Annotated in this window: 16 protein-coding genes; 12 read left to right on the forward strand and 4 right to left on the reverse strand. The window is 27.6% G+C overall.

What is annotated here, in order from left to right:
• Positions 1–344 (forward strand): isoprenylcysteine carboxylmethyltransferase family protein (locus I4U58_RS06715; RefSeq protein ID WP_195930259.1); only part of this gene is annotated, 344 nt, incomplete at its 5' end.
• Between the two features lie 855 nt (positions 345–1,199).
• On the opposite strand, the gene metA is transcribed toward I4U58_RS06715, so the two are convergent.
• Positions 1,200–2,159: a homoserine O-succinyltransferase gene (gene metA, locus I4U58_RS06720; RefSeq protein WP_195930260.1), complete on the reverse strand. Its 960-nt coding sequence runs from the start codon at positions 2,157–2,159 to the stop codon at positions 1,200–1,202.
• A gap of 222 nt (positions 2,160–2,381) precedes the next feature.
• On the reverse strand, positions 2,382–3,563 hold the full coding sequence (gene nhaA, locus I4U58_RS06725) for a Na+/H+ antiporter NhaA (RefSeq protein ID WP_195930261.1): 1,182 nt from the start codon (positions 3,561–3,563) through the stop codon (positions 2,382–2,384).
• Positions 3,564–3,751: 188 nt separating this feature from the next.
• Here nhaA and I4U58_RS06730 point away from each other — a divergent pair, with 188 nt between their 5' ends.
• From I4U58_RS06730 to I4U58_RS06745, 4 genes are all read left to right on the forward strand, one after another.
• Positions 3,752–4,285: a QueT transporter family protein gene (locus tag I4U58_RS06730; protein WP_195930262.1), complete on the forward strand. Its 534-nt coding sequence runs from the start codon at positions 3,752–3,754 to the stop codon at positions 4,283–4,285.
• 4 nt (positions 4,286–4,289) lie between these two features.
• Complete coding sequence (locus I4U58_RS06735) at positions 4,290–5,015, forward strand: hypothetical protein (protein ID WP_195930263.1); 726 nt, start codon at positions 4,290–4,292, stop codon at positions 5,013–5,015.
• A 158-nt stretch (positions 5,016–5,173) separates the two neighbouring features.
• A complete protein-coding gene (locus tag I4U58_RS06740; protein ID WP_195930264.1) occupies positions 5,174–6,790 on the forward strand; it encodes an ATP-binding cassette domain-containing protein in 1,617 nt (538 codons plus the stop codon).
• A 301-nt stretch (positions 6,791–7,091) separates the two neighbouring features.
• Positions 7,092–7,679 (forward strand): hypothetical protein, encoded by a 588-nt coding sequence (locus I4U58_RS06745; RefSeq protein ID WP_195930265.1) that lies wholly within the window; start codon positions 7,092–7,094, stop codon positions 7,677–7,679.
• A gap of 195 nt (positions 7,680–7,874) precedes the next feature.
• On the opposite strand, the gene I4U58_RS06750 is transcribed toward I4U58_RS06745, so the two are convergent.
• Positions 7,875–8,324, reverse strand: coding sequence for a staygreen family protein (locus I4U58_RS06750; protein ID WP_195930266.1), 450 nt, complete (start codon positions 8,322–8,324; stop codon positions 7,875–7,877).
• Between the two features lie 189 nt (positions 8,325–8,513).
• Between I4U58_RS06750 and I4U58_RS06755 the strand changes: the two genes are divergently transcribed.
• The 7 genes from I4U58_RS06755 (at position 8,514) to I4U58_RS06785 (ending at position 15,434) form a co-directional block, all read left to right on the forward strand.
• Positions 8,514–9,473, forward strand: a complete 960-nt coding sequence (locus I4U58_RS06755) for a zinc ribbon domain-containing protein (RefSeq protein WP_195930267.1) — start codon at positions 8,514–8,516, stop codon at positions 9,471–9,473.
• 632 nt (positions 9,474–10,105) lie between these two features.
• Positions 10,106–10,258 (forward strand): hypothetical protein, encoded by a 153-nt coding sequence (locus I4U58_RS06760; RefSeq protein ID WP_195930269.1) that lies wholly within the window; start codon positions 10,106–10,108, stop codon positions 10,256–10,258.
• A gap of 167 nt (positions 10,259–10,425) precedes the next feature.
• Positions 10,426–11,424, forward strand: coding sequence for a homoserine dehydrogenase (locus tag I4U58_RS06765; protein WP_195930272.1), 999 nt, complete (start codon positions 10,426–10,428; stop codon positions 11,422–11,424).
• 16 nt (positions 11,425–11,440) lie between these two features.
• Positions 11,441–12,706, forward strand: coding sequence for a 4Fe-4S dicluster domain-containing protein (locus tag I4U58_RS06770; protein WP_195930274.1), 1,266 nt, complete (start codon positions 11,441–11,443; stop codon positions 12,704–12,706).
• Between the two features lie 96 nt (positions 12,707–12,802).
• Entirely contained in the window at positions 12,803–13,690 is an 888-nt protein-coding gene (locus I4U58_RS06775) for a YegS/Rv2252/BmrU family lipid kinase (RefSeq protein ID WP_195930281.1), read from the forward strand.
• Between the two features lie 56 nt (positions 13,691–13,746).
• Entirely contained in the window at positions 13,747–13,989 is a 243-nt protein-coding gene (locus I4U58_RS06780; RefSeq protein WP_195930283.1) for a hypothetical protein, read from the forward strand.
• Positions 13,990–14,327: 338 nt separating this feature from the next.
• Positions 14,328–15,434 (forward strand): hypothetical protein, encoded by a 1,107-nt coding sequence (locus I4U58_RS06785; protein ID WP_195930285.1) that lies wholly within the window; start codon positions 14,328–14,330, stop codon positions 15,432–15,434.
• Positions 15,435–15,506: 72 nt separating this feature from the next.
• On the opposite strand, the gene I4U58_RS06790 is transcribed toward I4U58_RS06785, so the two are convergent.
• The gene (locus I4U58_RS06790; RefSeq protein WP_195930287.1) at positions 15,507–17,174 is read right to left on the reverse strand and encodes a glutamine--tRNA ligase/YqeY domain fusion protein; all 1,668 of its coding nucleotides are present in this window, start codon (positions 17,172–17,174) and stop codon (positions 15,507–15,509) included.
• Between the last annotated feature and the right edge of the window lie 105 nt (positions 17,175–17,279).

The following is a 17,279-nucleotide window of genomic DNA, read 5'->3' on the forward strand; positions in this document are numbered from 1 at the left end:
GGCTTATCTTACCTAGATGGATTATTGTTATTTCAACGATTATATTTTTATTTGCTTATGTATTATATGCAGAGGTTTTAAGAGAGAATGCGTACTTATCGAGAATTGTAGAAATACAAGAAAATCAAAAAGTAATAGATACAGGATTGTATAAGGTTGTAAGGTATCCTATGTATTTATCAACTATTTTATTATTCTTGTCTATGCCATTAGTGCTTGGTTCTTTATTTTCGTTTATAATTTTTCTTATCTACCCAGTTATTGTAGTAAAAAGAATTAAAAATGAGGAAGAGGTGCTAGAACGAGATTTAGATGGATATTTGGAATATAAAAGTAAGGTATGATATAGATTGATTCCGTTTATTTGGTAGAGAAAAGAGTATATACTTAGTAAATGGAAATAAAAAGAGCTGATATGCAATAAATAATATTAATTAAACATATGTTAGATAAATAATTAATATTTTATTCATTAGTTTTATTAACATAAGGATGCGATTATATGAGAAAAAGAAAGTATAGAAAAATATACTTATTGTAATTTTAAAAATGTTAATTTTGAAAATGTACAATTTAAAAAAGTATTTTTCATTAGTACAAATATAAAAAATGCTAGAAATTTAAATTTAGATGAAGGTTGTGTATACATAAACTCTTACCTAAATATTGGATTAAATACTGATATTTTAAATGCTATAGATAAATTAAAAAATTGTAGTGAAATATATAAAAGTCATGTATTACATGTTAATAAAAATAAAATAAATCTTTGGAATATAAATTTACTTCTGAATTATGGGCAAGAAAATTTGACAAGATGCATGCAAGCATTATTAAGAAGAAAAAATAAACATAATTTTTATACTGTATATTATTAATAATTGTGAATTTTAATGAGAATTATTTGCTAAGTTCCAAACTTCATTTTATACTTAACCAGAAGATGCAGTATTTAAAGTGTTGGGAGTTGATTAATTAAATTCATATATAATAGAGAACTAAATAATATCGGGTTAAATAAAGTAGTATTTTTACAATACTACTTTATTTTTTTATAATTATATAACACTATAAAAATATAAACTACCCAGTAGGAAATAATGTTCAAAAAAATATATAATTAAAAAATCATAACAAAATCCATAAATAAAAATTAAGTCAAAAAAAGAAGTGAAGAAAACATCTCCACTTCCACACTCCTATTCATCAGCTTCATATGAATTTCTACGCAAGCTCATTTTCTCGCCAATCTTATCAATATCATATGGTGTATTTTGATAAACTTGATAATTCAACCAATTTCCATAAAATAAATTGGCGTTTGATCTCCATGTATTTATCGGTTCGCTTTTTATATCGCCATTAGGGTAATAATTTTCTGGTATAAGAGGATTCATACCTTTATTGTAATCTCTTATATATTCTTGTTTTAATGTATCTGTATCATATTCTAAATGGCCTGTTACAAATATTCTTCTTCCATCTTTTGTAGACATTATAAATGGGCCTGCTTTTTCTGATTCAGCTAATATTTCTAGCTCATCAATTTTTAAGACATCTTCTTTTTTGACTTCTGTATGTCTAGAGTGAGGTGCGTAGAACATATCGTTTAGACCTCTTGTCAAAGTTGCATCTGGATTATTTACAGTATGTGCAAATACACCTGATAATTTATCTTTTAATTCGTATTTTGGGATATTATAGTAGTGGTATAATGCAGCTTGTGCAGCCCAGCAGATATGTATAGTTGAGAATACATTTTTCTTGCTCCACTCCATAATTTGAACTAATTCGTCCCAATAATCGACCTTTTCAAATTCTAAAAGTTCAACTGGTGCCCCTGTTATTATTAAACCGTCGAATTTTTCATCTTTAATATTTTCAAAATAAGTATAGAATTTATCTAAATGCTCGTTTGAAGTATTTTTACACTCATGGCTTTTTACATTAATCAAAGTGATTTCTACTTGTATAGGTGAATTAGATAAATATCTAAGTAATTGGTTTTCTGTTTGGATTTTAAGAGGCATTAAATTTAGGATTGCTATTTTTAATGGTCTTATATCCTGTTGCATAGATCTTTCTATGTCCATAACGAAAATATTTTCGTTTGATAATACTGAATATGCTGGTAACTCTTTTGGTATTTTAAGTGGCATATCATCTTCCCCCTTTTTTGTTTGACAGGTATATTATACGAAAAATAGCAAAATAATTCCATATTTTGCATAAAAATAAATTTGTATATTCATAAAATTAGAAAAATAAAAGCCTAGATACAATTATTTATATCCAGACTTTTATTTACAACAAATAAGAAACTATATTTATCTTACATACAAGGTAAATATAGTTTAATTAAATTCCAAATAAAGATTTATTTATTTTTGAACAAGTTTTAAGCTATGTTTTTTAGAGCCGAAAAACTCCTTTATAAATATAAAAATAGAAGTCAAAACAACAGAAAACAAACAAGCACTGAGTATTGCGAATTTACAGAGGTTTATAAGCTCAAAATCATATGAGAAAGTCAGCTCACACATAAATATCGACATTGTAAATCCTATTCCAGCTATTAATGAAACTAAAAATATTGAATAAAAATCTAAGCCCTTAGGTTTATTTACTAATTTTAATTTTGAAAATACATATGTAAATAAAGTTATACCGAGTGGTTTTCCTATAGAAAGTCCAAATAATATTCCGTAGTACAACCTTTGGCTATTATTTAAATTAGTAGTTATGTCTAAAGATACTCCGCTATTTACAAAGGCAAAAAGAGGTATAACTATAAAGTTAGTAAAAGGAGAGAGATTTTCTTGTAGTATTTCTAATACGCTCTTTTTATTTTTATAAGGTTTAGCAGGTACACATATAGCAAGTAATATACCGCTTATGGTTGGATGGACATTGCTACAATTAATCAAATACCATAGTATAAGCCCGCTGAATATATAATAAGGTATATTTTCGATATGAAATACCTTATTTGCAATAATTAATAAAAGCATAACAAGTATAGCTATAAATAAGTAGGTTGTGTTGATATTTTGTGTAAAGAAAACAGCTATTACTACTATTGATATAAGATCATCAACTACTGCTAATGTAAGTAAAAACAATCTAGCTTGAGGGTTTATGTGATTTTTAAATATGTAAAATATACCGACAGCAAAAGCTATGTCAGTTGAAATTGGTATACAAAATCCGTTTAAATAATTTGTATTGTGATTAAATAGTATAAATATTATAGCAGGAACTATTACTCCACCAATTGAGCCAATTACGGGAAAAGATGCCTTCTTTATAGAAGATAAATTCCCAAATAAAATATTTTCTTTGATTTCTAGTCCTACATTTAAAAAGAAGAAAAACATCAAAAAGTCGTTTATAAATTCATTTAAGGGAAATTTAAAAAAATGATTATCAAAAATAATATTATTATAAACACCTTCAAATGAGCTATTGGCGATGCTGAGAGCACTTATAGTACAAACTAAAAGCAACACACTGCTGAGGGCTTCTGACTTCATACTTCTTTTATAACGTTCTAAATTTTTCATAAATAACACCTTCTTATAAGATATCTATTCAAATTTATGATAAAGTGTAGTATTATATGACAAGAATATTGTGAATAAAATCATAAAAATTGGAAATAAATAACTAAGTATTTAAATATTGAGTTATTATCTTTTTTGTAATATAATTCATATACGTAATATTTAAATAATATAAGATTATTAATGAAATGTATTCATTTAAGACTATATATGAAGGAGGAGATTTTTTGACAACTAATAGAATAGTAAAGACAGCGATAGTTGCATCAATTTATGCAGCTTTAACAGTTGGATTAAGTCCACTTAGCTATGGTCCAATTCAATTCAGATTATCAGAAGTACTTGTGCTTTTAGCATTTGTAAACTCTGACTATATAATTGGTTTAACAGTAGGGTGTTTAATAGCAAATGCATTAGGACCTAATGGTCTTGCTGATATAATATGTGGTACTTTTGCAACATTTGTAAGTGCTTATTTAATCTACATTACGCCTAAGTTTATAAAAAGCAAATATGCTATTTGGGTAGCATCTTTATGGCCAGTACTTATTAATGCACTTATAATAGGACTTATGTTAAATGTATTCCTTAAATACCCACTTATACTTAGTATGCTACAAGTTGGAATAGGTGAATTTGGAGTTGTAACTATTATTGGTGTTCCTTTATTTAAAATTATAAGTTCTAAATACCCATCTATTTTTAATATAAAGGAGGCTTAATGATATGGAAGAAAAATACACAAAAGTAATTTCAGTAGGTGACGAAGCAATAAATTATCTAGAAAATATAAAACAAGATTTAGAAAACAATACGAGCTTTGAAAATATAAAAGTAAGTAAAGATGTAGACAAAGAATTCGTAAGAGGTTTACTAGATGGAATAGAAGTTTTATATATGTTATACGATAGTTCAGATAAAGATATAGCTAATATAACTAAAGCGATATCTTTTATGGCTAAAGAAAGAAAAGTATTATGTATAGGTCTTGATATATGCCTAAAAGAAAACAAAGAAGATTTAGGTGTTGATAAAGAATTTAAACTAAACAAATACAACTTAAATACTACTATAGACATGATAAACATTATATGTGAAGCTATGCATGAAGATACTTTAATCTATGTAGATTTAAGTGACTTAAAAGAATTATTCCAAGGTGAAGGGGCAGTTGCTTATTCAGTTGAAGAAATTGAACTTAATCAAAACCCTGCTGACCTTGCAAAAATGCTAGAAGAAGACTTCTACAAAAGTGAAGGTGAACTTACATCTAAAAAAGGTCTTTTACTAGCAGAAAGTAGTCAAGCAGCTGGAAATGATACTTTAATTTACTTACATCAAGTAATAAATGCTCTACAAGATTTAAATGAGTCAAATATAGACGTAGTATTTTCATATAACGAAAAACAAAAAGACACAAAAACTATGAAAATTGCTTATTTAAGAAACTAATAATTAGATAATTATTTAAAATATAAATCCCGCACCAAAAAAATATTATGGTGTGGGATTTTTCCATGAAGATATTATTGACTTATAAATAGTTTTATTATAATATTAATTTTATTGTGTTAAATTTAAATATATATTAAAGAGAGGAAATAAACTAAATGTTACAAGTAACTAATGTAGGACTTAGATTTGGAGATAAAGAATTATATAAAGACGTAAATTTAAAGTTTACTAAAGGAAATTGTTATGGAATAATAGGTGCTAATGGTGCAGGAAAAACTACTTTCCTTAAAATATTAGCTGGAGATATAGAACCAAACACAGGAAGCGTAAGCATAACTGAAAAAGAAAGAATGTCAGTTCTTAGACAGGACCACTTCAAATACGATGAAGATACTGTTTTAGATGTTGTTATGATGGGTCACGCTAGATTATATGAAATAATGAGAGAAAAAGACGCATTATACATGAAAGAAGACTTCACAGAAGAAGATGGTATAAAAGCTGCAGAACTTGAAGGAGAGTTCGCTGAACTTGATGGATGGGATGCAGAAACTAATGCAGAAAAAATATTAATGGGTCTTGGAATAGACAAAGACTTACACTACAAACAAATGAAAGAATTAGAAGGTGGAGAAAAAGTTAAAGTATTACTTGCTCAAGCATTATTTGGTAAGCCAGAAATACTACTTCTTGACGAACCTACTAACCACTTAGATTTCAAATCAATCGAATGGTTAAACAACTTCATAATGGAACTTGAAGATTCTATCGTAATAGTTGTATCACATGATAGACACTTCTTAAACCAAATATGTACTCATATAGTTGACGTTGACTTCGGACAAATCAAAATATACGTAGGTAACTACGATTTCTGGTATGAATCAAGTCAATTAGCACTACAACTTATGAAAGATCAAAACAAAAAAGCTGAAGAAAAAATAGCTCAATTAAAAGAGTTCATCGCAAGATTCAGCTCAAATGCTTCTAAAGCAAAACAAGCGACTTCAAGAAAGAAACAACTTGAAAAATTAGAAGTAACAGAAATACAACCTTCAAGAAGAAGATATCCATACGTTGGATTTACTCCAGAACGTGAAATAGGAAACGAAGTATTAGAAGTTGAAGGATTAACTAAAACTATAGACGGTGTTAAAGTTTTAGACAACGTAACTTTCAGATTAGATAGAGATGATAAAGTTGCTTTCATGGGAGATGAAATGGCTATAACTGCATTATTCAACATAATAATGGGTGTTGATACTCCAGATAGCGGTACATTCAAATGGGGTGTTACAACTTCTCAAAGTTATCTTCCTAAAAACCACAATGACTTCTTTGACGGTGTAGAATATTCACTAGTTGACTGGTTAAGACAATACTCTGAAGAAAAAAGTGAAAGTTTCATAAGAGGATTCTTAGGTAGAATGCTATTCGGTGGAGAAGAAGCATTAAAACAAGCTCACGTTTTATCAGGAGGAGAAAAAGTTAGATGTATGTTCTCTAGACTAATGCTTTCTAACGCTAACGTATTAGTTTTAGACGACCCAACTAACCACTTAGACTTAGAGTCTATAACATCAGTAAATAAAGGGTTAGAAAAATTCCCTGGAGTATTATTATTCTCTTCTCATGACCACGAGATGATACAAACTCTTGCAAACAGAATAATAGAAATAACTCCAAATGGAATAATGGATAGAAAAACTACTTTAGAAGATTATTTAGAAAATAAAGATATACAAGCTCAATTAAAGAAAATGTACGCTTAATATTGAGTAGTTGTATGTAATGTAATATAATATAGAATACCTTTTTTAGATTATCAAGCATTATCTAATGTATGAATAAATTTATATATTAGATAATGTGAAATAATTTTAAAAGAGGTATTCTTTTTTTGTGGAAAAAATTATTCAAAAAATTTAAGTTAGATATTAATATTAATATCTATGATAGCTAAGATATTTTCGTAAATGAGCATCATTGAATTGAAATTATATAAAAATTTTAAATATAAAAAGTAAAATCTACTATAATATTGGTAAGTAGATATAAAGGGGATGATTTATTATGAAAAATAATCTGAAAAATGGAGTTATTATAGGAACGTTAATAGCATCCTTAGGAATTGGTGGTGGAATTTTTATAGCCAATAATAAAAGTAGTGAAAGAACATCAATTAAAAAAACAGAAGATAGTCAAAATACTAATAATACTAATTCAAAAATATATAAAAATCAAGATGAAATATATCATAAAACTAAATCAGATATTTCTATAAACAGTAATAACAATTCAAAAGAAATAAAAAAGGTAAATGAAAATAAAAGTACAACACAAACTAAAACAAATAATTCTAATCATGATTCTTCAACAAAAACAGAAGCAAATAAATCTATCAGTAATAATACAAAACAACAATCAAGTAAATCTAAAAGTAATGTAGCAAGTACTAATAATATAATAAGATGCAATAGCTGTGGAAAAGTAATGGATGGTGAAGGTAGATATGGATTGTGTGAAACATGTTGGCAAAAAGCAACAAATGACCAAAATGATTATTCAGATAATTATGAAGAACCAGTTGGAGATGAGTGGCAAATAGATCACACTAATCCAGATAGAGTCATGCCACAATTGGAACAAAGTGAAGATTAGAAAAAAGTTTTATAAAGAAAACTCAGAGTACCTTTTATAAGTGGGTCAAATAGCCTAAATAATATAGTTATGCATACAAGAAAAATACACCTAGTACACATCTAAAAATAAGCTCTTTAAGTTAGACTTTCTATCTTAAGGAGCTTTTTTAATAAAGTCATATTAAATTTAAATATATCTTTAACTAAGTATAACCTACATCAAATAATCACTAACACACCCATAGTATTCATAACTATCAAAAGCAGGAACAACAGAGTCGAATTTAACATATATAGAAGAGTTAATAAGCTCAGGATTATTATCAAATAACACACTATCACCATAAATAACAGCCATTATAGCCATTTCAATATGAGATTTAAATATTTTATATCGATTAGCACATTCTTCAAAGTCACAATCCCCTACATATACATAAAAAAGAAGTATAGGTGGCTCATTTTCAGGACAAATCCATTTCCCTAAAACTTCATCACGTAAATCTTGATTTATTGCAGAATAGTTATAAACCTCACCTATATCTAAAAAAAGCATACCCGTTTCATCTGAATGTGTAAGAGTATATTTTCTATCTTCAATTGCCCCATCTTCTGTCGTTGGAGACATAAGCGTTGTTTCAAGTTTGTCTGGAGTAAATTCCATAGTATCACCAACCTTTAATTTTTCATTAATTTATTATATAACTTAACGTAAGAATATGTTCTAAAAGGTTAGATCTATGAATATAAAGACACTAAGAATCATTGTATATGATTATCTAGCAACTTATAAGATTATGTCTAAAAACATAAATAATTTTATACAAAATATCTTGAAGGGGAGGAAAAGAAAATGGATCAAGATAAAGATATTTGTTTATTTTGTGGTGAAAAAGTAGATGATGACGACAAAATAGAATGTAGCAATTGCAAAAGTATATATCATAAAGATTGTTTTGAAAAATTAAAAGGTATATGTATGAAGTGTAATAATGATAATTTAAAAAATGAAGATTTAAAAAAAGAGGATAGCAATGACAATATAACAGAAGTAAAAAATACAGATGATAATACTCAAGGTGAGAATAAAAAAACTTATTGTACTAAATGTGGTGAAGTATTAAATGAAGGTCAAATTTTCTGTGGTAAATGTGGCACAAAAATAAATAATACAAAAGATAATATTAAAGAGGATAAAAAGGATAAATTAAAAGAACAACCTACATCTAAGAAAAATAGAAAGTATATAATTGGACTAATAGCAGCAGCTTTAATTATAATAATAGCAGTTGTTATAATTAATAATATAACAAAACAGCAGCAAGAACAAGAACAAGCAGAGGCAAGAAATGAGTATTTACAGAATGTAGTATTATATGAAGGGACTTTAATAATAGCTGGAAGTAATTTGGAAGATATAGCAGATACAACACAAACATATTGGCATGAGAATATATTTGAAAATAAACATGGAGCTGATATAAATGAAGCACTATTGAATGCATTTGATGATAAAAGTTCAGAAATTTCAGCAGCAAAAGAATATAATGATGATATAAAAAATTTATATACTGAGTTAAAGGATATACCAGAAGGAAGTGAAGATTTATCAGATTTATTAAATATTATAAGTGATACATACAACTCTTATACAGATTTTTATGATTTAGCCATTTATCCAGAAGGCAATTATAATCAATACTCAGAAAATAATAATCAAAGAACAAATGATTTTCTAGACAGTTATAGAGAATTAGAAAATTATATTGAGACAGATAAAGAATTTACTAACCTTGAAAACACATATAAATAATAAACCCATGAAATTTTTAAGTAACGGACAAAGTCATTGACTATATAAAATGCTATAAAATAAATGTTAAATTCATGTAAAGAAAGACAGGTTATTTTGTTAAGAACATGTAAAAAACTATTCCATGTGTTAAGGGTAGGTAAAAACTAATCAGAATATATTGAATTTACTGACAATTGGTGTATAATTTAGTTAACAATATAAAATTTAATTAATAAATTGAAGGTCTAATAAACAGTATAAAAGTTATATAGGAGGGAAAGATTATGACTGGTATAGCTTGGGGATTTATGATCGTAGTTTTTGCAATTATTATAGTTACTGCATGTTTGGCATTAAAAACAATTGTCGGTAATCAATAAAAGACTTATATGAAATTCAATTAAGAGTAATTTTTAATTTGTAATTCACCATCCAAACACGTACAAGTGTTAAATAAAATTTAAAGAGGGTATAAATCTTATATTTTAGATTTATACCTTCTTTTATTATATGAATAAGTACTACAAGTATATAAATCAAGTATGGTATTGTTAATTTTACGAAAAAAATAAATTTTATACATAAAAAACACAATCTTATTAATAAAAACATAGTATAATTATATTAAAAAATAAGATGGAGGTATAGTTATGAGAAATTTTGAAAACTATGAAGTTGATGAAAATGAATATATAGAAATACACGACACATATTGTAATGAATGGTCTTTAGATACATATGAAGAAAACGATTTCGAAGTTGATTGTGAAGAGGTTGAGATAAAAGACACATATAAAGAATAAAAGTATTTGATTAAATATTTTATAAAAATAAAATTCATTCCCCTAGATTTATAATAACTGGGGGATTTTTTATTTATTAAAATGCAATCTTATTATTAGAAAAATATAGAAATTTTATGGAAAAATGTATAAAATAATACTTGTGAAAATTAAAAGGAGGGCTTCTATTGAATATTGCTTTAATTGGTTTTGGGGAAGTAGGTAAGTCTTTTGTAAAGCTATTGCAAATAAAAAAACACTTACTGCCTAAAAACATAAAATTAAAATATATAATAAAATCAAATGGGGGTATCTATAATAAAGAAGGTTTAAACATAGATGAAATTGTAAAATATACTAGCTCAAATAATAGTATAGAAAAATATCCTCTATGGTCTAATATTACATTTAAGGATATATTAAAAAACAAAGACGTAGATATATTAATTGAGCTTACAGCTACAAATATAATAAATGGACAACCTGGATACACACATATAAAATCTGCTTTAGAAAACAATATAAATGTTATAACTGGAAATAAAGGTCCTATTTTGCTTTATTATAACGAATTAAAAAATATAGCAAATAAAAATAATCTTCACCTAAAAATAGGGTGCACAACAGGGGGAGCACTTCCATCAATCAATATGGGTACGATTGATGTGCTAGGAGCTCAAATAACGGAAATTATAGGGGTTTTAAACGGAACGACGAACTTTATATTAGGCGAAATGGTAAAAGCCAATATAACGTATAAAGAAGCGCTAAAAAGGGCACAAAGTTTAAAAATTGCAGAGAAAGATCCATCACTAGATGTTTTGGGAATTGATACAGCAATTAAAATGGCCATTTTAAGTAAAGTTATATGGGATATAGATTTTGATTTTCAAAAACTAAATATAAAAGGCATAACAGATATTAAATTAAATAATCTATTATTAGAAAATTTTTCTGGCAAAAAGACAAAATTAATAGGGAGAGCTTTCTATTTAAATGGAAATTTTGAATTTGAAGTAGGTCCTATGGTAATAGATAAAGACCATCCACTATATTTTGTAGATGGAAAAAATAAAGGGGTATATTATAAGACAGATATTTTAGGTGATATGACTGTAATTGGAGGGGCATCATCACCACTAAATGCAGCAGCTGCAATATTTAGGGATTTACTGTATATAATTTAGAATAGGAGAATATAAGATGTCGCATATAGTAGCAAAAAAAGAGTATAAAAATTTAGTAGATAGATTAAATAAATTTCCACAAGGGGCACCAGAATCTAAGACATTATATGAAATACTTAATGTTTTATTTACAGAAAGAGAAGCTTACTTAGTATCACAACTTCCAATAGGGGCTTTTAGAGTTAAAACGGCGGCTAGAATTTGGACAATGACGTATGATGAAGCGCTAAAAGTCTTAGACACATTAGCGTCAAGGGCACTTCTTTTGGATATTGAAGATGAAAAAGGTAAAAAATATATTCTACCTCCACCAATGGCGGGATTTATAGAATTTGCTCTTATGAGGACTAGAGGGGATATAGACCAAAAATTATTAGCAGAACTTTATTATCAATATTTAAATGTAGAAGAAGATTTTATAAAAGATTTATTTTATTCAGCAGAGACAAAATTAGGAAGAGTATATGTGCAAGAAGAAGTATTGAGTAATGAAAATCAAGTAGATATACTAGATTTTGAAAGGGCAACACATATAATTGAAACATCAGAGCATATAGCAGTTGGAATGTGTTATTGTAGACACAAGATGCAACATATGGGTATGGCTTGTGATGCACCTATGGATATATGTATGACTTTTGGAAATACTGCAAACTCTCTAATACAAAATAACTATGCAAGGCGAGTTGATTCTGTTGAATGTAAAGAGCTTTTACATCAAGCTTATGAACATAATCTTGTTCAATGTGGTGAGAATGTAAGAGAAGGTGTTACATTTATTTGTAACTGTTGTGGATGTTGTTGTGAGGCACTTTTAGCAGCTAAAAAATTCGGCAATATGCATCCAGTCCAGACAACAGCTTTTTATCCATCGATAAGCGAAAACTCTTGTGTAAAATGCGGAAAATGTGAGAAAGCATGTCCTATAGATGCTATAAGTTTAATTAAAGACGAAAATAATAATAAAAAAGTAGAAATAGATTATGATGTATGTTTAGGATGTGGTGTTTGTGCTAGAAATTGTCATAAAGGAAGTATAATTTTAAAACGAAGAAAAGAAAAAATAATAACTCCATCTAGTTCTGTACATAGAGTAGTTCTTCAAGCTATTGAAAAAGGTACTTTGCTAGATCTTATTTCAGAAACTGAGGCTTTTAAAAATCACAGAGTCATGGCTTCTATACTTTCTGCAATTTTGAAAATGTCTCCAGTAAAACAACTCTTAGCAAGGGATCAAGTAAAATCAATATACCTTGATAGACTTCTTAGAGTAAAAAAATAGTTTTTGCATTTTAAGATATTATTGCTATTCATATAAATTTAATAAATTGATTATAATGTGTAAATAAAATAAGAAAAGGAGGTATTGCAAGGAATTATGAAAAAAGTAAAATTTATCTATAATCCAAACTCAGGAGACAAAAGAATAAAAAATGAAATAGACACTATAATTCAAATATATCAGGCATATGGATATTGTGTAGTGCCGTATAGACTTACAAAAACTCGTCCAAATGAAGACGCTTTTTGGGATATAGATGATAATTACGACCATGTATTATTATCTGGTGGCGATGGGACTATAGATTTACTTATAAATATAATAAAGAAGTTAGAAATCGACATTCCTATAGGAATACTGCCTTCTGGAACTGCAAATGACTTTGCAAATTCTATAAATTACCCACATGATGTTAAAAAGTGTATTGAAAAAATAATTTCATCAAAACCTAAATACGTCGATATAGGAAAAATAAACGATAGATATTTTATAAATGTCGCTAGTGCCGGTATGTTTACTGATGTTTCGCAAAAAATTAATCCAGATTTTAAAAACACTATCGGCAAAGTCTCTTATTATATAAAGGGAATTGAAGAAGCTTTAAATATGAGACAATTTAAAATTAAAGTAACTTCAGATGAGGTAAATTATGACGGATCTATGTATCTTATGCTAGTTTTTAATGGGAAAACTGCGGGAAATATAAATCTAGCGTATAAAGCTGAGATAGACGATGGATATTTAGATGTTATAATCGTAAAAGGAATGCCTATACCAAAGACATTGCCTCTTTTAATAAATATATTAAAAGGTGAACATCTTGAAGGCTACAACGAAAATGAAATTTTATTCTTTAAAACAAAAAAAGTAACTATCGAATGTGAGGACGAACTTGTAACTGATATAGACGGTGAAAAAGGGCCTGATTTCCCTCTTACAATAGAATGTATTAAAGATGGGATACAACTTTTAGGATACGAATAAAATATAAAATAGGAGTGTATTATGGGGAATAAAATTGGAATTATATATTTTTAAATATGCCAAACTTAAACGTAACTTACTGTATATACGTTCCTATGCCAAATAACGTGTATAATTTCTTTTTTAAAAGAACAGAAGACGAAAAACAAGATGAAATGATAACTAACGTCAATGATATTATAGAAGCTAGTTTAAAATCGTTTTTAGACGGTGAAACGAAATTATATCCTAGAAATAAATTTATTGTATTTATGATTAATTTAGTTTATAAAATGGTTTATCCTATATTTATAAAATAAATAAACAAAAAAATCAATATAGATAATGATAAATGTATAAATATTTGTCCTAAAAATGCTTTTACATATAAGAATAAAGAGCTTTCACAATATAAACCTAGATTTAAGGTAGAGAAAACAAAATAGATTCAATACGTTATGGTTATGGTAATATAGAGATACCTGATTTTAAACAAAAGTATAGAAAATATATACTGTTTAAAATTGGGTATTTTTTGCATAAAGTAGAATTTTATATATATAAAAAGGATTATTTATAGAAATATAGAATTTTTTGTAATAGGAAAATTAATATGTAGAAATTATGTTAAATAATACTTATTAGAAGGAGGATATGTATGAGCGGGAGTATATTTGTAGTAAATGAAGATAACAAAATTTTAGAACTTAAAGAGAGCAAGTATGAAAATGAAGCTATATTTCAAGAATTAATAGAAAAATATCCAAATATATTAGCAGGTGATCAGATTTCACCAGATAATCCAAGAAAATGGATTTTTATTGCAAGAGAAATGGGGGTTCCAGGAGAAGATGGTGGAAATGACAGATGGTTTTTGGACCACTTATTTATAGACCAAGATGCAATACCAACTTTTGTAGAAGTGAAAAGAAGTAGTGATACGAGAATAAGACGTGAAGTTGTTGGGCAAATGTTAGACTATGCAGCGAATGCAATTAAATATTGGTCAATAGACACTATTAGAGATTTATATGAACAACAAAACAAAAGTATTTGTGATGAATTAGATATAGATGAAAAAAGTGAAAATTTATTTTGGAACAACGTAGAGAGTAATTTAAAAGAAGGTAAAATAAGGTTACTATTTGTAGCAGATGAAATACCAGATTCTTTAAAAAATATAATACAATTTTTAAACAATCAAATGGTAAATACTGAAGTACTTGGTGTAGAAATTAAACAGTTTGAATCAGATCGTAAAATAAAGACATTTGTACCTACAATAATAGGCAAGACAAGCAGTTCTATAGCTGTAAAAAATAAAACTTCATGGACTGAAGAAGGGTTTTTGATGGCAGTAAAAGATGTAGATGAAGAATTAGTGGATGTTTGCAATGTTATATTAGCTGGATTTAGAAGTTTTGGATGTGAAATAAATTGGGGAAAAGGAAAGAAAAGTCCAAGTTTTGTACCTTCATATACTAAAAAACAAGAAAATAGATTGTTTGCAGTATATGCTTATCCATCATCTGTTAAAATGGAAATCTATTTTAAATTTTATAAAGAACCATATTTTAATCAAGATAAAAAGCAAGAAATAAAAGAAAAACTTAATGAGATTTTTGAAATAAGTTTAAATGATAGTGATTTGCTTACAAGACCAAGTATATATATAGATAAATTAAAAGATAAAGATAAGATGAGATCTTTCTTATATTATTTTAAGGAATTAGTTAAAGGGTTAAAAGCTAGTCCTAATAATTAAAAAAAGTTATAGCTATAAAATAAAATGGAATCAACCTATAAAGTTGATTCCATTTTTTATATTTATTATAAATTATTTACTTTCTAATTTAAAAGAGCTTTTTAATGGTACTATTCTGTTGAATACTAATTTATCATCAGTAGTGTATTTAGTATCAACACTGTAGAATCCATTTCTAACAAATTGGAATTTGTCTAATGGTTTAGCGTCTTTTATTTGAGTTGGCTCAACATAACCTTGTAATATTTCTAGTGAATTAGGGTTTATTTGATCTAAGAAGTGTTTACCTTCATTTTCTGGATCATTATCTAATATTAATGGCTCAAATAATCTAAATTCACATGGTACACAGTTATTTGCATCTACCCAGTGAACAGTTCCTTTTACTTTTCTTCCAGTAAATCCAGAACCACTCTTAGTTTCAGGGTCGTAAGTACCGTGGATTTCAACTATTTCTCCATTTTCGTCTTTTACAAAGTCAGTACATTTAACGAAGTATGCACCTTTTAATCTAACTTCGTTTCCAACGAAGAAACGTCTATATTTTTTAACTGGTTCTTCCATAAAGTCGTCTCTTTCTATATAAAGTTCTCTACTGAATGGAACCATTCTTGTACCAGCTTCTTCGTTTTTAGCCATATTTTCAACTTCTAGCATTTCAGTTTGACCTTCTGGATAGTTAGTTATAACTAATTTTAAAGGTTTTAAAACTCCCATAGCAAGAGGAGCTTTTTGTTGTAAGTCTTCTCTTAAGAAGTGGTCTAAAAGTCTAGAGTCAACTGTAGAATCAGCTTTTGCAACACCTATTTCGTTACAGAAAGCTCTTATAGCTTCTGGAGTGAAACCTCTACGTCTAACACCTGATATAGTAGGCATACGAGGGTCATCCCATCCATCAGTTACACCTTCGTCAACTAATAATTTTAATTTTCTTTTACTCATAACAGTGTTTGTTAAGTTAAGTCTAGCAAACTCAATTTGTCTTGGAACACTTTCCATTTCGCATTCTCTAACAACCCAATCGTAAAGTGGTCTTTGATCTTCGAACTCTAAAGTACATATAGAGTGAGTTATTCCTTCTATAGCATCTTCTAGAGGATGAGCAAATGAGTACATTGGGTATATACACCATTTATCTCCAGTATTGTGGTGAGTACTATGAGATATTCTGTATATAACAGGGTCTCTGAAGTTTAAGTTTGGAGAAGCCATATCTATTTTAGCTCTTAAAACTTTTTCTCCATCTTTGAATTCACCGTTTTTCATTCTTTCGAATAAATCTAAGTTTTCTTCTACAGATCTATTTCTGTATGGACTTTCTTTACCTGGTTCTGTTAATGTACCACGAGTTTCTCTTATTTCTTCTTGAGATAAATCACATACGTATGCTTTACCTTTTTTGATTAAGACAATAGCTCTTTTGTACATTTCGTCGAAATAGTCAGAGGCAAAGAATAGATTATCCCAGTTAAATCCTAACCATTTAACGTCTTCTTTTATTGAATTTACGTATTCTTCATCTTCTTTTAGTGGATTAGTATCGTCGAATCTCATGTTTACTTTTCCGTTAAATTCTTCTGCTAATCCAAAGTTTAAGCATATTGACTTAGCATGACCTATATGTAAATATCCGTTTGGCTCTGGTGGGAAACGAGTTATTATAGAATCGTGCTTTCCAGAAGCTAAGTCGTCTTTAATTATGTTTTTTATAAAGTTAGTACGATTATTTTCGCTTGACATAATAATTACCTCACATTTTTTCTATTATTTAATTTAATATGTATAAATTTATTATAATTCATATTATTAATTTTAATTCAATATTAAAAAAAAATAAAGTATATT

This window comes from Clostridium sp. 1001270J_160509_D11, from assembly GCF_015667935.1.
Lineage (GTDB): Bacteria > Bacillota > Clostridia > Peptostreptococcales > Peptostreptococcaceae > Intestinibacter.

Coding starts and splice junctions, on each gene's coding strand:
- I4U58_RS06755 (WP_195930267.1), top strand. CDS start 8,514: ATGGATCAAGATAAAGATATTTGTTTATTTTGTGGTGAAAAAGTAGAT.
- I4U58_RS06775 (WP_195930281.1), top strand. CDS start 12,803: ATGAAAAAAGTAAAATTTATCTATAATCCAAACTCAGGAGACAAAAGA.
- I4U58_RS06730 (WP_195930262.1), top strand. CDS start 3,752: ATGTATTCATTTAAGACTATATATGAAGGAGGAGATTTTTTGACAACT.
- I4U58_RS06760 (WP_195930269.1), top strand. CDS start 10,106: ATGAGAAATTTTGAAAACTATGAAGTTGATGAAAATGAATATATAGAA.
- I4U58_RS06735 (WP_195930263.1), top strand. CDS start 4,290: ATGGAAGAAAAATACACAAAAGTAATTTCAGTAGGTGACGAAGCAATA.
- metA (WP_195930260.1), bottom strand. CDS start 2,159: ATGCCACTTAAAATACCAAAAGAGTTACCAGCATATTCAGTATTATCA.
- I4U58_RS06770 (WP_195930274.1), top strand. CDS start 11,441: ATGTCGCATATAGTAGCAAAAAAAGAGTATAAAAATTTAGTAGATAGA.
- I4U58_RS06740 (WP_195930264.1), top strand. CDS start 5,174: ATGTTACAAGTAACTAATGTAGGACTTAGATTTGGAGATAAAGAATTA.
- I4U58_RS06790 (WP_195930287.1), bottom strand. CDS start 17,174: ATGTCAAGCGAAAATAATCGTACTAACTTTATAAAAAACATAATTAAA.
- I4U58_RS06745 (WP_195930265.1), top strand. CDS start 7,092: ATGAAAAATAATCTGAAAAATGGAGTTATTATAGGAACGTTAATAGCA.
- I4U58_RS06785 (WP_195930285.1), top strand. CDS start 14,328: ATGAGCGGGAGTATATTTGTAGTAAATGAAGATAACAAAATTTTAGAA.
- nhaA (WP_195930261.1), bottom strand. CDS start 3,563: ATGAAAAATTTAGAACGTTATAAAAGAAGTATGAAGTCAGAAGCCCTC.
- I4U58_RS06780 (WP_195930283.1), top strand. CDS start 13,747: ATGCCAAACTTAAACGTAACTTACTGTATATACGTTCCTATGCCAAAT.
- I4U58_RS06750 (WP_195930266.1), bottom strand. CDS start 8,324: ATGGAATTTACTCCAGACAAACTTGAAACAACGCTTATGTCTCCAACG.